We start from the raw sequence: 14,695 nt of genomic DNA on the forward strand, positions 1-14,695 counted from the left end.
ATCGTGCTGGGCCACCTCACGCTGGCGGACAACGTGCACATCTCGGCGGCCACGGTCGTTACCCGCTCGCTGACCCAGCCCGGCCAGTACACCGGCATGTTCCCCATCGACGACAATGCGCGCTGGGAAAAAAACGCTGCAACACTCAAACAACTGCACAGCTTGCGCGAGCGCATCAAGGCGCTGGAGCAAGCTCTCAAGGCAGCATGAACGGAAGAACAACTCGATGATGGATATTCACGCGATTCTCAAGCAACTGCCGCACCGCTACCCGTTCCTGCTGGTGGACAAGGTGCTGGAGCTGGAGAGCAACAAGCACATCAAGGCGATCAAGAACGTCACCTTCAACGAGCCGTACTTCATGGGGCACTTTCCGGGTCGCCCGGTGATGCCTGGCGTGCTGATCCTCGAAGCCCTTGCGCAGGCCGCCGGGCTGCTGGCCTTCGATGCCATGGGCAAGGTGCCCGACGAGAACAACATCTACTACTTCGTCGGCATCGACGGTGCGCGCTTCAAGCGCCCCGTGGAGCCGGGCGACCAACTGGTGATGACCATCACCATCGACCGCGTGCGCGGTGGCATCTGGAAGTTCAAGGGCGTGGCCAGCGTGGGCGAGGAAGTGGCTTGCGAAGCCGAACTCATGTGCACCATGCGCCAGGTGGGTTGACCTTTTCCGGCCTGTTTTCGAACGTGAGCAACATCCATCCCACGGCCGTCATCGCAGACGGTGCACGCCTGGACCCTACGGTTCAGGTCGGGCCCTATGCCGTGATCGGCCCGGACGTGGTGATCGGCGCCGGCACCACGGTGGGGGCGCACTGCGTCATCGAGGGGCACACCACCATCGGCCAGGACAACCGCATCTTCCAGTTTTCGTCGCTGGGCGCCGCGCCGCAGGACAAGAAGTACGCGGGTGAGCCCACGCGCCTGGTGATCGGCGACCGCAACACCATCCGAGAGTTCTGCACGCTGAACACCGGCACGGTGCAGGACCGCGGCCAGACCACGGTGGGCGACGACAACTGGATCATGGCCTACGTGCACATCGCGCACGACTGCGTGATCGGCCACCAGACCACCATGGCCAACAACACCACGCTGGCCGGGCATGTGGAGGTGGGCGACTGGGCCACCGTGGGCGGCCTCACCGGCGTGCTGCAGCGCATGCGCGTCGGCGCGCACACCATGGTCGGGTTCTCCAGCCACGTCAACAAGGACGTGCCGCCCTACATGGTGGTGGACGGCAGCCCGCTGGCCGTGCGCGGCGTGAACCTGGTGGGCCTGCGCCGGCGCGACTTCTCGGCCGAACGCATCGCCGCCATCCGCGAGATGCACAAGCTGCTGTACCGCCAGGGCCTGACCCTGGACGAGGCGCGCAAGCTGATCCTGGCGCTGCCGGCCGACATGCCCGAGGCGGCGGGCGATGTGGCCTTGATGGACGCCTTCCTGGCAAGCTCTGCCGCCGGCATTGCCCGCTGATTTCCTTTGAGGGATTGCGAATATGACGGACACGGCGCCCCGCGTGGCGATGGTCGCTGGCGAAGCCTCGGGCGACCTGCTGGCCGGCCTGCTGCTCGACGGCGTGCAGGCGCGCTGGCCGGCGGCGACCGCCCATGGCATCGGCGGGCCGCAGATGGCCCGGCGCGGTTTTGCCGCCTGGTGGCCCAGTGAGAGGCTGGCCGTGCACGGCTACAGCATCGAGGTGTTCCGCCGCTTGCGTGAGCTGCTCGCCATCCGCAAGCAGCTGCGCACGCGCCTGCTGGCCGAGCGTCCCGACGTCTTCATCGGCGTGGATGCGCCCGATTTCAACCTGGGGCTGGAGGCCGACCTGCGTGCCGCCGGCATTCCCACGGTGCATTTCGTCTGCCCCTCGATCTGGGCCTGGCGGGCCGACCGTGTCGAGAAGATCCGCAAGAGCGCGGGCCACGTGCTGTGCATCTTCCCGTTCGAGCCCGAGCTGCTGGCGCGCCATGGCATCGCCGCCACCTACGTCGGCCACCCGCTGGCCAGCGTGATCCCTGAGGTGCCGGACCGCGCCGGCGCGCGTGCCCATCTGGGGCTCTCGGATGCCGACGATGTGCTGGCCATCCTGCCGGGCAGCCGCTCTTCCGAGGTGCAGTACATCGCGCCCGCCTTCTTTCAGGCCGCGGCGCTGCTGCGCCAAACGCGCCCGAAGCTGCGCATGGTCGTGCCCGCCGTACCCGCGCTGCATGCGCGCATCGAGCAGGTCGCGCGTGAGCAGGGCGTGGCCGATCTGCTGCAGATCGTCACCGGCCAGTCGCACACCGTGCTGGCCGCCTGCGACGCGACGCTGATCGCCAGCGGCTCCGCCACGCTGGAGGCAGCCCTGTTCAAGCGCCCCATGGTGATCGGCTACCACATGCACCCCTTGAGCTGGTGGCTCATGAAGCGCAAGCAGCTGCAGCCCTGGGTCGGGCTGCCCAACATCCTGTGCGGCGAATTCGTGGTGCCCGAGCTGATCCAGGACGCCGCCACGCCGCAGGCGCTGTGCGACGCCACACTGCAATGGTTTGTCGCAAAAGCGCAGCATCCCGCTACCATTGCGGCTTTGGAACAGCGTTTTTCCGCGCTGCACGCGAGCCTGCGGCGCGACACTTCCCAACTGGCTGCCGATGCGATCGAGAAAATCCTTGCCACCGCCCCTGCTGTCTGAGCAGGTAAGCCTGGACTGGCATCCTCCCGGCCTGGTGGCCGGCGTGGACGAGGCCGGCCGCGGCCCGCTGGCCGGGCCGGTGGTGGCTGCTGCCGTCATCCTCGATGACCTGCGCCCCATTGCCGGGCTGGACGATTCCAAGAAGCTCACCGCGCTGCGCCGCGAAGCCCTGTTCGACGAAATCCGCGCCAAGGCGCTGTGCTTTGCCATCGCCGAGGCCAGCGTGGAGGAGATCGACCAGCTGAACATCCTGCAGGCCACGCTGCTGGCCATGCGCCGTGCCGTGATGGGCCTGCGCTTGAAGCCCGTGCGCGTGCTGGTGGACGGCAACCAGTTGCCCCGGCTGGATGTGCCCTCCGAGGCCATCGTCAAGGGCGATGCGCTCGTCAAATCCATCTCCGCGGCCTCCATCCTGGCCAAGGTGCACCGCGACCGCTGGTGCGAGGAGGTGCACACGCATTTCCCGCACTACGGCTTTTCGGCCCACAAGGGCTATGGCACCGTGGTGCACATGGAGGCCTTGCGTGCCCATGGCGCCTGCATCCACCACCGCCGCTCGTTCGCCCCGGTGCAGGCCCTGGTGGTGCAGCAACCGTCAGCCTCCCCAAGCATCGGCGCCTAGGGCGCTGCGGCCTCCGGCCGCTCCTTTCCTCTTGCGGCCCTGTATTCCATGACTTCTTCTTCCGTCACCGCCATCCATTCGCGCGACAACGCCTGGGTCAAGGACCTGCGCCGTCTGGCGCAGGACAACGGCGCCTACCGCAAGCAGGGCCGCGTCTGGCTTGAGGGGGACCACCTGTGCCGCGCGGCGCTGGAGCGTGGCGTGGCGCCTGCGGTGGCGGTGTTCGCCGAGTCGCTGTGGCCCTCTGCCCAGGTGGAGTGGGGCAAGGCCGCGCCCAAGGTGGTCGTGCTGGGCGATGCCCTGTTTGCCGACATCAGCGGCCTGGAGTCGCCTGCGAAGATGGGGTTCGTGCTCGACCTGCCCGAGGCCCGGATGCCCCAGGCCGGAGTGGCCGCCGTGGTGCTCGACCGGGTGCAGGATGCGGGCAATGTCGGCTCCATCCTGCGCAGCGCCTCGGCCTTCGGGTTCCGGCAGGTGCTGGCGCTCAAGGGCAGCGCTGCCCTGTGGTCGCCCAAGGTGCTGCGTGCGGGCATGGGCGCGCACTTCGCGCTCGATCTGGTCGAGGGTCTGGCGCCAGAAGACCTGGCCGGCCTCGATCTGCCCACGCTGGTGACCAGCTCGCACCAGGGTGACTACCTGCACCGCGCCGAGCTGCCCTGGCCCTGCGCCTGGGTCATGGGGCACGAAGGGCAGGGTGTCAGCGCCGTGCTGCAGGAGCGCGCCACGCAGCACATCCGCATCGCCCAGCCGGGCGGCGAAGAGTCACTCAACGTGGGCGCGGCGGCCGCCATCTGCCTGCACGCCAGCGCAGCGCAGCGCGCGCTGGCGGCGGGGCGCTGAACACCCTCCGTACGGATTTGCATTCAGCCGCATCGCTGGGCGGTAAGCCGCAGACAGTGCTCCAGCACGGCGAGGCGAACCAACGACGCCAGGCGGTTGAAGGCAAAGCCGTGCTACTGATTGCGCAGGAACTGCTGTACGAAGTCGCCCTGGTTGGGCGCATCCTGGTGGGTGGTGAACACCAGCTTCTGGCCGTCCACGCGCAGCTTGAGCTCGGGACCGAACTGGCACTGGATCTGGCCCAGCGACGCCGCCTTGGCCTTGAAGCCGGCATTGCTCCCGCACATGCTGCCCATCTGCGAGGCGACCTCGCCGCAGAAGCTGGCGATGCTGAGCTTCTTGAGCTTGTCGTCGTCGATGGACTTCCAGTCCACCGCCGTCTTCACCGGGCTGCCGCAAGCGTTGCTGGCCGAGGTGTCGGTGCTGGAGAGGTCGGCCTGCGCCGAGGCCAGGTGCTTGTCGCGGTCGAAGCGGGCCAGCTTTTCCTGCACGCCGTCCTTCTGCTGGCGCGCGTAGGCCGTCTTGATCTCGGCCGTGTTCAGGGCCTTGCTCTTCTTCTCGTCGAAGGCCAGGTCCACCGCGCCCTGGCGGCCCGGCAGGTAGGTCACATAGCGCTCGCCGCCGCCGTAGCGGTTGGCCTGCTTCTGCACCAGGCCCCAGTCGCGGCCGTCCAGCGTGGTCACATAGGCTTCGGTACCGCTGCCGCGCTGTTCCTGCCTGCCCAGGAAGACCACCTTGTCGATGGGGCCGTTGACGCCGCTCACGCGCATCAGCGCGGCCTTGCCATCGGTGGTCGGTGCCAGCACCACCTCCAGGCCCTGCGGGCCGGTGAACACCTGGGGGTAGGCTGCAAGGTCCTGCGCCGCGGCCAGGGTGGAGAACAGTGCGCACGCCAGCGCGATCGAAGTCTTGGTCATCCCGTCTCTCTTGGTAGTTGCAAACAATGCGGGAAAGTCTAGCGACACGCTGCGCAAGTCACCTGGTGGGGCAGGGTGAAGTTGTGTCGGTTCGTGAAATGCTTCTCACAGCTGCTGCCGCGGCGAGGGGGTGTGCAGGGAGCAGTTCGCGCGACGGTTGTCGCGCACGGGGATGCCAAATCTGTCTCTGCTTGTTACAATAAAGAGTCTGCTATTAAAAACGTAGCAATTGGGGCTGATTTCCATTGGCGGTTGTGCAAATGGTGCATGCGGGTGCCAGGGAATGTTGCGCTTGTGTGTCGGGGATGGGCGGGCTCAGGCTACAATTGGAGGCTTTCCCGCAAACACGTCGCCCGGCCGCACCCAAAGCAAACTTCCCACAAACAGCAGTCCCAGGACCTCTTCCTGCGACTCCGGGCGACCGTAACCATTCGGAGAACCCAGTGCTTTTGTCTCTCAAGGGAACCTTCCCGCCCGCCATCCTGGCGCTCGCAGACGGCACGGTCTTTATCGGCAATTCGATCGGTGCCACCGGCACCACCGTCGGCGAGGTGGTGTTCAACACTTCCATCGTCGGCTACCAGGAAATCCTGACCGACCCGAGCTACTGCCAGCAGATCGTCACCCTGACGTATCCGCACATCGGCAACTACGGCGTCAATTCCGAGGATATCGAAGCCGACAAGGTCCATGCCGCAGGCCTGATCATCAAGGATCTGCCGCTTCTGGCCAGCAACTTCCGCTCCACCGAGACCCTGTCGCAGTACCTGGTGCGCGAGCGCACCGTGGCCATCGCCAACATCGATACCCGCAAGCTCACCCGCCTGCTGCGCGAAAAGGGTGCCCAGAACGGCGCCATCATCGGCTTGGCGCAAGGCCAGAGCGTGACGCAGGCGCTGATCGACGAGGCCCTGGCCGGTGCCAAGGCCGCGCCCAGCATGGCCGGGCTGGACCTGGCCAAGGTGGTCTCCACCAAGTCCACCTATGAGTGGACCGAGACCGAGTGGGCCCTGGGCCAAGGCTACGGCAAGCTCGATGCACCGCAGTTCCACGTGGTGGCCTACGACTACGGCGTCAAGAAGAACATCCTGCGCATGCTCGCGCAGCGCGGCTGCAAGGTCACCGTGGTGCCCGCGCAGACGCCTGCGGCCGACGTGCTGGCCATGAAGCCCGATGGCGTGTTCCTCTCCAACGGCCCTGGCGATCCAGAGCCCTGCGACTACGCGATCGCTGCCACGCGCACCATCGTCGAGACCGGTATTCCCACCTTCGGCATCTGCCTGGGCCACCAGATCATGGCCCTGGCCGCCGGCGCCAAGACCTTCAAGATGGCCAACAGCCACCACGGTGCCAACCACCCGGTGAAGGACCTCGATACCGGCCGCGTGAGCATCACCAGCCAGAACCACGGTTTTGCGGTGGAGATGGATTCGCTGCCTGCCAACCTGCGCGCCACGCACGTGAGCCTGTTCGACGGCACGCTGCAAGGCCTGGTGCACAAGGACAAGCCGGCGTTCTGCTTCCAGGGCCACCCCGAGGCATCGCCCGGCCCGCACGACATTGCCTACCTGTTCGACCGCTTCACCGACGCGATGCGGACTGCGCGCACCCAATAAGCCCACCTTAGGAACTGCGCCATGAAACTCTTCAGCTTCCCCCAGGCTTCGCTCGAGAAAGCCATCCACAAGCGTGTGCTGACCCTGCCGTCGCCGCACCGTGAGTGGTTCACCGAGCGCTGGGCGCAAAAGCCCTACAAGAAGTCGTTCATCGAGAACAAGGCCATGCCTTTGGTCACCCTGGTGGCCAAGGGCAAGACCTGGGACGACGAGACCTTTGCCGAAGCCATGGCCGAGTGGGACGTGACGTTTTATGACGCGGAAACCGAAGTGCTGCTGCCCCTGGTCCAGGGCGATGGCCTGCTGCAGTTGATGCAGAAGAACCTGCCGCCCGAGCGCACGCAGGCGCTGATCGCCAAGATCAACACGCGCCGAGACGCTGCAGCAGCCGTCGCCACGCCCGCCAGCCCCCAGGCCGCCGAACCCACGATCGACTGATTGATCGACGCAACATGCCAAAACGTACAGACATCAAAAGCATCCTCATCATCGGCGCTGGCCCGATCATCATCGGCCAGGCCTGCGAGTTCGACTACTCCGGCGTGCAGGCCTGCAAGGCCCTGCGCGAAGAGGGCTACAAGGTCATCCTGATCAACAGCAACCCCGCGACGATCATGACCGATCCGGCCACGGCCGACGTGACCTACATCGAGCCCATCACCTGGCAGACGGTCGAGAAGATCATCGCCAAGGAGCGCCCCGACGCCATCCTGCCCACCATGGGCGGCCAGACCGCGCTGAACTGCGCGCTCGACCTGTGGCACCACGGCGTGCTCGACAAGTACAAGGTCGAGCTGATCGGCGCCACGCCCGAGGCCATCGACAAGGCCGAAGACCGCCTGAAGTTCAAGGACGCGATGACCAAGATCGGCCTGGGCTCGGCGCGCTCGGGCATCGCCCACAGCATGGAAGAGGCCTGGGGCGTGCAAAAGCAGGTGGGCTTCCCCACCGTGATCCGCCCCAGCTTCACGCTGGGCGGCACGGGCGGCGGCATTGCCTACAACCCCGAAGAATTCGAGACCATCTGCAAGCGCGGCCTGGAAGCCTCGCCCACCAACGAGCTCTTGATCGAAGAGTCGCTGCTCGGCTGGAAGGAGTACGAGATGGAAGTGGTCCGTGACAAGGCGGACAACTGCATCATCATCTGCTCCATCGAGAACCTGGACCCGATGGGCGTGCACACCGGCGACTCGATCACCGTGGCCCCCGCGCAGACGCTGACCGACAAGGAATACCAGATCATGCGCAACGCCTCCCTGGCGGTGCTGCGCGAGATCGGCGTGGACACGGGTGGCTCCAACGTGCAGTTCTCGATCAACCCCAAGGACGGCCGCATGGTCGTGATCGAGATGAACCCGCGCGTCTCGCGTTCCTCGGCGCTGGCCTCCAAGGCCACGGGCTTCCCCATCGCCAAGGTCGCGGCCAAGCTGGCCGTGGGCTACACGCTCGACGAGCTGCGCAACGAGATCACGGGCGGCATCACGCCCGCTTCGTTCGAGCCCTCTATCGACTATGTGGTCACCAAGATCCCGCGCTTCGCGTTCGAGAAGTTCCCCACGGCCGACAGCCGCCTGACCACGCAGATGAAGTCCGTGGGCGAGGTCATGGCCATGGGCCGCACCTTCCAGGAATCCTTCCAGAAGGCCCTGCGCGGCCTGGAGGTGGGCGTGGACGGCATGAACGAGAAAACCCAGGACCGCGAAGTGCTCGAATAGGAACTGGGCGAGCCCGGCCCCGAGCGCATCTGGTACGTGGGCGATGCCTTAGCCATGGGCCTGTCGGTCGACGAGGTGTTCGAGCTGACCAAGATCGACAAGTGGTTCCTGGTGCAGATCGAGCAGATCGTGAAGATCGAGCTCGATATCGACCAGCTCACCGCCGAGAAGGGCGAGGGCGCGCTGGCGGCGCTGGACGCACCCACGCTGCGCACGCTCAAGCAAAAGGGCTTCTCCGACCGCCGCCTGGCCAAGCTGCTCAAGACCACCGAGAAGGCCGTGCGCGAGGCGCGCCGCGCGCTCAACGTGCGCCCCGTCTACAAGCGTGTGGACACTTGCGCCGCCGAGTTCGCGACCAACACCGCCTACCTGTACTCCACCTACGACGAGGAGTGCGAGGCCGAGCCGACGAACAACAAGAAGATCATGGTGCTGGGCGGCGGGCCCAACCGCATCGGCCAGGGCATCGAGTTCGACTACTGCTGCGTGCACGCGGCGCTGGCGATGCGCGAGGACGGCTACGAGACCATCATGGTCAACTGCAACCCCGAGACCGTGTCCACCGACTACGACACCTCCGACCGCCTGTACTTCGAGCCCGTGACGCTCGAAGACGTGCTGGAGATCGTGGACAAGGAAAAGCCGGTCGGCGTGATCGTGCAGTACGGCGGCCAGACGCCTCTGAAGCTCGCGCTGGGCCTGGAAGCCGAAGGCGTGCCGATCATCGTCACCACGCCCGACATGATCGATGCGGCCGAAGACCGCGAGCGCTTCCAGAAGCTGCTGGGTGACCTCGGCCTGCGCCAGCCGCCCAACGCCACGGCCCGCACCGAAGCCGAGGCCCTGGAGAAGGCCGCCGCCCTGGGCTACCCCCTGGTGGTGCGCCCCAGCTACGTGCTGGGTGGCCGTGCGATGGAAATCGTGCACGAGCAACGCGACCTGGAGCGCTACATGCGCGAAGCCGTCAAGGTGAGCAACGACTCGCCCGTGCTGCTGGACCGCTTCCTGAGCAACGCCATCGAGTGCGACGTGGACTGCGTGCGTGATTCTTCCGGCGTGACCTTCATCGGTGGCGTGATGGAACACATCGAGCAGGCCGGCGTGCACAGCGGCGACTCCGCCTGCTCGCTGCCCCCGTACTACCTGTCGCAGCCCACCATCGACGAGATCAAGCGCCAGACCGCCGCCATGGCCCAGGGCCTGAACGTGGTGGGCCTGATGAACGTGCAGTTCGCCATCCAGGAAATGGACGGCAAGGACGTGATCTACGTGCTCGAAGTGAACCCGCGCGCCTCGCGCACGGTGCCCTTCGTGAGCAAGGCCACGGGCATCCAGCTGGCCAAGGTGGCGGCACGCTGCATGGCCGGCCAGACCCTGGCCTCGCAAGGCATCACCAAGGAAGTGACGCCGCCGTACTTCAGCGTGAAGGAGGCCGTGTTCCCCTTCGTGAAGTTCCCCGGCGTGGACACCATCCTCGGCCCCGAGATGAAGTCCACCGGCGAAGTCATGGGCGTGGGCAAGACCTTCGGCGAAGCCTTCGTGAAGAGCCAGATGGGCGCGGGCACCAAGCTGCCCACGGCCGGCAAGGTCTTCCTCACCGTGAAGAACGCCGACAAGCCGCGCGCCGTGGACATCGCGCGCCAGCTCGTGGCCATGGGCTTCGAGCTCGTTGCCACCAAGGGCACGGCCGCCGCCATCGATGAGGCCGGCGTGCCGGTGCAAGTGGTCAACAAGGTGACTGAAGGCCGCCCGCACATCGTGGACATGATCAAGAACAACGAGATCGTGATGGTCATCAACACCGTGGAAGAGCGCCGCAACGCGATCGCCGATTCGCGCACCATCCGCACCTCGTCGCTGCTGGCCCGCGTGACCACCTTCACCACCATCTTCGGCGCCGAGGCGGCCGTGGAAGGCATGAAGTACATGGACAAGCTGGACGTGTACTCGGTGCAGGAGCTGCACGCGCAACTCGCTGCAGCCTGATCCGTTTGGCCAGCAATGGCTATACAAGGCCCCGTGGAGTCGCCTTCACGGGGCTTTTTCTTTGTCTGCGGGCTTGCCCTGTTGCCTGCCGCCGGGGCTTGCCGCTAGATTGCTGGCATGGCCGCCGCCCCTGCACCCGCCTCCCCGGCATTGCGCCGCTGGACGACCGACGAGGTCGCGCCCGCGGCGCGGCTGGACTATTGGGTTGGCGCCATCTGCGAGGCCTTCCTGGAGATGGACTGCAGCTCGCGCGTGGCGACCACCTTCGACGGGGTGCTGCAGAGCCTGCCGGTGGCTGGCCTCTCGGTCAACCAGGTGCGGGCCTCCACCCAGGACGTCTACCGCACGCCGGCTGGCATTGCCTGCAGCCGGCAACTGCCGTTCTACCTGATCGCGCAGGCCGAAGCCTCCTGGCATGTGCGCCAGGACGGGCAGGTGGCCCACCTGCGGCCGGGCGATGTGGTGCTGGTGGATTCGGCACGGCCCTACGAACTGCATTTCCCCGAGGGGGTGGGCTGCGTTTCGCTGCAGCTGCCGCGCGCCTGGGTGGGGCAGTGGCTGGCCCAGGCCGAGGCCCATGGCCCTCGCGTGGCCTGGCGCGACCAGGGCTGGGGCCAGAGCCTGGGGGCCCTGGCGGTGCAACTGGCGCGTGATCCGGCCTCTGCCCAGGCCTTGCCGCCCGCGCTGCTGTCGGACCATCTGGGGGCCTTGCTTTCGGCCTCTCTGGAGTCGCCCTTGGGGCTGGCCAGCGCCACCCAGGGCCTGCATGCCCACCTGTCTGCGCTGATGGCGGCCCGCATTGACCAGCGCAGCCTGTCGGCCCAGGCCCTGGCCGATGAAGCCGGCGTGTCGCTGCGCACCCTGCACCGTGCGTTTGCGGCGCAGGGCAGTACTTTTGCGGGCACGTTGCGCCAGATGCGCCTTGCGCGGGCGCGCGAACTGCTGCGTCGGCCCCAGCTGGCGCATGTCTCCGTGGCCGAGATCGGGCGGCGCTGCGGCTTTGCCGATGCGTCGCACTTTGCGCGCGCCTTCCAGCGCGCCATGGGGCTGTGTCCGGCACAGTGGCGGCGCGGCTGACGCTGGCACACCGGGCCCAGATGGCTGGCACGTACAGGCCATCCTGTCCGCCACCTTCTCTTTAACGTAGCGCCAGGGCGGGGCATTCGGCACTGCCTGGCAACACTACCGAAGGAGACAACGATGGCGGATACCTATGTCCTGGTCCATGGCGCATGGCACACCGGCGCCGAGATGGAGGCCACGGCCGGCCACCTGCGCGCACGCGGCCACACCGTGCACTGCCCCACACTGGCCGGCAACCGGCCGGGCGACGACCGCGCGGCCACGGGCCTGGCCGACGCGGTCGACTCGCTCGCCGCCTTCATCGAGGGCCAGGACCTGCGCGAGGTGCGCCTGGTGGGCCACAGCTATGGCGGCATGGTCATCAGCCACATGCCTGCACGGCTTGCGGGGCGCATCCGCCGGCTGGTGTACTGGAACGCCTTCGTGCCGCAGGATGGGGAATGCCTCAACGACCTGGTGCCACCGCACTACCGCGCGCTGTTCGACCAGGTCGCGGCGGCCAACGGCAATGCGGTGATGCTGCCTTACCCGATCTGGCGCGAGGCCTTCATCAACGATGCCGGCGAAGCCCTGGCGCAAAGCAGCTATGCGCTGCTCAACCCGCACCCCTACCGCACCTTCACCGAGCCCGCCCGCCTGCCCGTGCCGCTGGCGGCGCTGGACATTGGCAAGAGTTACCTGAATGCGCAGCAGGACGTGGCCTTGCCCCACAGCCTGCCCTGGCACCCGCGCCTGTCGGAGCGCCTGGGCCTGTTCCGTCTGGTGGAGTGCCAGGGCAGCCACGAGATCTGCTTTACCGACCCGGCGCTGGCCGCGGCCAGCATCGAAAAGGCGGGCCGGGACTGATTCCATGCGCCTGCGCCTGCCTGAAAAATCCGAGGGGCGAACGGGTATTGCCACGCATTGACCCCTGCCCAACACACGGCATAATCATGCCCATGACACCGCCCGGCCAACGCCCGGCGGTGTCGTTTTTTTACAAACCCGAACGACGACGGACATGACCACCATTCCCAACACCAAGCGCGGCGCGGAGAAGCTGCGCGAAGAGCTGCACCGCCTGAAGACCGTGGACCGCCCCTGGGTGATCACGGCCATTTCCGACGCCCGCGCCCAGGGTGACCTGAGCGAAAACGCCGAGTACGAGGCCGCCAAGGACCGCCAGGGCTTCATCGAAGGCCGCATCCAGGAAGTGGAAGGCAAGCTGTCCGCCGCGCAGATCATCGACCCGACCGAGCTGGACGCCGGTGGCCGCGTGGTGTTCGGTGCGACGGTGAAGCTCGAAGACGAGGACACGGGCGATACCGTGACCTACCAGATCGTGGGCGAAGACGAGGCCGACCTCAAGCAGGGCCTGATCAATATCTCCAGCCCCATCGCGCGCGCGCTGATCGGCAAGGAAGAGGGCGATACCGCCGAAGTGCAGGCACCCGGCGGCATCCGCCGCTACGAGGTGGTGGCCGTCAGTTACGTCTGAGGCCTGGCTCGTCGAGGTTTGCACGCCTGCCGGCCCTGGCTGCCGCCCTGTGGTGGGGCAGCCTCACCACCGTGGGTTTCCTGGTGGTGCCCATGCTGTTCGCCCATCTGCCATCGCCCGCGCTGGCCGGGCAGATGGCAGCGAAGCTGTTTGCTGCTCAGACCTGGGTCACCGTGGCCTGCTGCGTGCTGCTGCTGCTCATTTCCCGGCGCCGGCACGAAGAATTCCAGGAGCCCTGGGCCAAGGCGGCCTTGGGTTTCGTGCTCGGCGGCCTGCTGCTCGCCCTGCTGGTGCAGTTCGGCGTGTCGCCACGCATCGTGGCGCGGCAGGACCTGCGCCTGTGGCATTCCGTGGGCACCGGCATGTATGTGCTGCAGTGGGTATGCGCGCTGGTGGTGCTGTGGCGCACCGTGGCCCTTCAGGCCGAGCTCGCCGAGGACCTGGCCGGGCCGGCGCCCGCGCAGCCCGGTCCCTGAGCCAGCCTGCTCACTCGTGCCAGTGCTCCGCCACCCAGGTGGCGGGCCGGATGTAGCGGAAACGCCGGTTGCGCCGGCCCGCCAGCGCATCGGGCGGGTTGCACTCGCCGTGGACGATCACGCTGCGGGCATCCGGTGGCACGACGGGCGCCTTCCAGAAGTGGCTGGGCCAGGCGGGAATGCCGTGGTACTTGAAGCTCGGGCACCAGGCGGCTGGCCAGTAGGCCAGCTTGCCCTGGCGGTGCAGGAAGTCCGACCGGTAGGCCTGCTCGTTGCGGAACTGCTCGCGGATTTCGGCGAAATGGCCGCGGAAATAGTCCAGCACGTCCGGGTGGGCGCCCAGTTCGAAGCGGTACACCGATGAATTGCCGGTGATGCGCCAGGGACGCTTGTAGTCGTGGATGATGAGGAATTCACCCGGCCGGGTGAAGAAATCATCGAGCGAACCCGTGACGACCACGTCCACATCCAGGAACAGGGCCGTGCCCTTGAGGCCGTGCAGGTCGGCGCTGAAGGTGACGAGCTTGGTCCAGCCGCGCTCGGGGATGCCGGCAGGCAGGTCGAGTGGCGGAATGGGCAGGCACTGCACCTCGCTGCGGATGCCGGCGCTGTCGTCGGTGAGGCAGACGAAGTTGAAGTCGCCCGACAGGTGCCTGCGCACCATCGCATACAGGCGGTTGACGTATTCGGGGCCGTATTTCGTGCCCCATTTCATGCAGATGACGTGGCGCTGGCCCACCGAGGGCGCGGCGCTGCCCGCGGGCGTGGCGGCGGCGACGACCATGCGGATCAGTCGGCCTGGCGCTTCTTGACGGACTTCTGCTTGGGCTTCTTGGCCCGCTTGATCTGGCCGCCAGGCGTCAGGCGCTGGTTGCCCAGCACGCGCAGCTGCTTGACCTCGGGGCGCTGGCCGGCGCGGCTGCTGAACTTGAGCACCTTCACGTCGCGCGGGCCGGGCATGCGGTCTTCGTCGATCACACGTTCCTTGGCGGGCTTGGGGCGCCACAGCACCAGCAGCTTGCCGATGTGCTGGATGGGCGCGGCGTTCAGGTCGGCGGAAAGCTGCTGGTACATCAGCTCGCGCGCGGCACGGTCGTCACCGAAGACACGCACCTTGATCAGCCCGTGGGCGTTCAGGGCCGCGTCGATTTCCTTTTGCACGGCAGGCGTGAGACCATCGCCGCCCACGAGGACCACGGGGTCAAGGTGGTGGGCTTCGGCGCGGTATTCCCGGCGCTCGGCGGGAGTCAGTTGAATTTGGGGCATGGGCCGTATTATCGAGGCTGAAA

General features: G+C 66.9%; 14 protein-coding genes and 2 pseudogenes. 13 read left to right on the forward strand and 3 right to left on the reverse strand.

The genetic code is table 11. The features are described from left to right. The 6 genes and pseudogenes from ACK59X_RS00005 to ACK59X_RS00030 all read left to right on the forward strand — a co-directional run. A pseudogene (locus tag ACK59X_RS00005) lies at positions 1-210 on the forward strand (UDP-3-O-(3-hydroxymyristoyl)glucosamine N-acyltransferase); the annotation flags it as partial. A 16-nt stretch (positions 211-226) separates the two neighbouring features. Then, positions 227-667: a 3-hydroxyacyl-ACP dehydratase FabZ gene (gene fabZ, locus ACK59X_RS00010; RefSeq protein WP_409954406.1), complete on the forward strand. Its 441-nt coding sequence runs from the start codon at positions 227-229 to the stop codon at positions 665-667. A gap of 23 nt (positions 668-690) precedes the next feature. Next, complete coding sequence (gene lpxA / locus ACK59X_RS00015) at positions 691-1,479, forward strand: acyl-ACP--UDP-N-acetylglucosamine O-acyltransferase (protein ID WP_409954407.1); 789 nt, start codon at positions 691-693, stop codon at positions 1,477-1,479. Positions 1,480-1,501: 22 nt separating this feature from the next. Further along, entirely contained in the window at positions 1,502-2,674 is a 1,173-nt protein-coding gene (gene lpxB / locus ACK59X_RS00020) for a lipid-A-disaccharide synthase (RefSeq protein ID WP_409954408.1), read from the forward strand. After that, positions 2,634-3,296, forward strand: coding sequence for a ribonuclease HII (rnhB, locus tag ACK59X_RS00025; RefSeq protein ID WP_409954409.1), 663 nt, complete (start codon positions 2,634-2,636; stop codon positions 3,294-3,296). Before lpxB ends, rnhB begins: the two co-directional genes overlap by 41 nt. A gap of 48 nt (positions 3,297-3,344) precedes the next feature. After that, on the forward strand, positions 3,345-4,136 hold the full coding sequence (locus ACK59X_RS00030; RefSeq protein WP_409954410.1) for a TrmH family RNA methyltransferase: 792 nt from the start codon (positions 3,345-3,347) through the stop codon (positions 4,134-4,136). Between the two features lie 113 nt (positions 4,137-4,249). Here the strand turns inward: ACK59X_RS00030 and ACK59X_RS00035 are convergent, their stop codons facing one another. Further along, a complete protein-coding gene (locus ACK59X_RS00035) occupies positions 4,250-5,053 on the reverse strand; it encodes a hypothetical protein (RefSeq protein WP_409954411.1) in 804 nt (267 codons plus the stop codon). Positions 5,054-5,496: 443 nt separating this feature from the next. Between ACK59X_RS00035 and carA the strand changes: the two genes are divergently transcribed. The 7 genes and pseudogenes from carA (at position 5,497) to ACK59X_RS00070 (ending at position 13,406) form a co-directional block, all read left to right on the forward strand. After that, positions 5,497-6,669, forward strand: coding sequence for a glutamine-hydrolyzing carbamoyl-phosphate synthase small subunit (carA, locus tag ACK59X_RS00040; protein WP_409954412.1), 1,173 nt, complete (start codon positions 5,497-5,499; stop codon positions 6,667-6,669). Between the two features lie 21 nt (positions 6,670-6,690). Next, complete coding sequence (locus ACK59X_RS00045) at positions 6,691-7,107, forward strand: hypothetical protein (RefSeq protein ID WP_409954413.1); 417 nt, start codon at positions 6,691-6,693, stop codon at positions 7,105-7,107. Positions 7,108-7,121: 14 nt separating this feature from the next. Next, positions 7,122-10,370: pseudogene (gene carB, locus ACK59X_RS00050) on the forward strand (carbamoyl-phosphate synthase large subunit). A 117-nt stretch (positions 10,371-10,487) separates the two neighbouring features. Next, positions 10,488-11,447 carry a helix-turn-helix domain-containing protein gene (locus ACK59X_RS00055; RefSeq protein WP_409954414.1) on the forward strand — a complete coding sequence of 320 codons (960 nt, stop codon included), beginning with the start codon at positions 10,488-10,490 and terminating at the stop codon, positions 11,445-11,447. Positions 11,448-11,570: 123 nt separating this feature from the next. Beyond that, complete coding sequence (locus tag ACK59X_RS00060; RefSeq protein ID WP_409954415.1) at positions 11,571-12,299, forward strand: alpha/beta hydrolase; 729 nt, start codon at positions 11,571-11,573, stop codon at positions 12,297-12,299. Between the two features lie 154 nt (positions 12,300-12,453). Next, complete coding sequence (gene greA / locus ACK59X_RS00065) at positions 12,454-12,930, forward strand: transcription elongation factor GreA (RefSeq protein WP_409954416.1); 477 nt, start codon at positions 12,454-12,456, stop codon at positions 12,928-12,930. Further along, a complete protein-coding gene (locus ACK59X_RS00070; RefSeq protein ID WP_409954429.1) occupies positions 12,927-13,406 on the forward strand; it encodes a DUF4149 domain-containing protein in 480 nt (159 codons plus the stop codon). Before greA ends, ACK59X_RS00070 begins: the two co-directional genes overlap by 4 nt. Before the next feature lie 10 nt (positions 13,407-13,416). Here the strand turns inward: ACK59X_RS00070 and ACK59X_RS00075 are convergent, their stop codons facing one another. Both ACK59X_RS00075 and ACK59X_RS00080 read right to left on the reverse strand, forming a co-directional pair. Continuing rightward, positions 13,417-14,190, reverse strand: coding sequence for a glycosyltransferase (locus tag ACK59X_RS00075; protein WP_409954417.1), 774 nt, complete (start codon positions 14,188-14,190; stop codon positions 13,417-13,419). Between the two features lie 5 nt (positions 14,191-14,195). Continuing rightward, positions 14,196-14,672, reverse strand: coding sequence for a YhbY family RNA-binding protein (locus ACK59X_RS00080; RefSeq protein WP_409954418.1), 477 nt, complete (start codon positions 14,670-14,672; stop codon positions 14,196-14,198). Positions 14,673-14,695: the final 23 nt, after the last annotated feature.

This window comes from Acidovorax sp. (assembly GCF_046339755.1).
Lineage (GTDB): Bacteria > Pseudomonadota > Gammaproteobacteria > Burkholderiales > Burkholderiaceae_C > Acidovorax.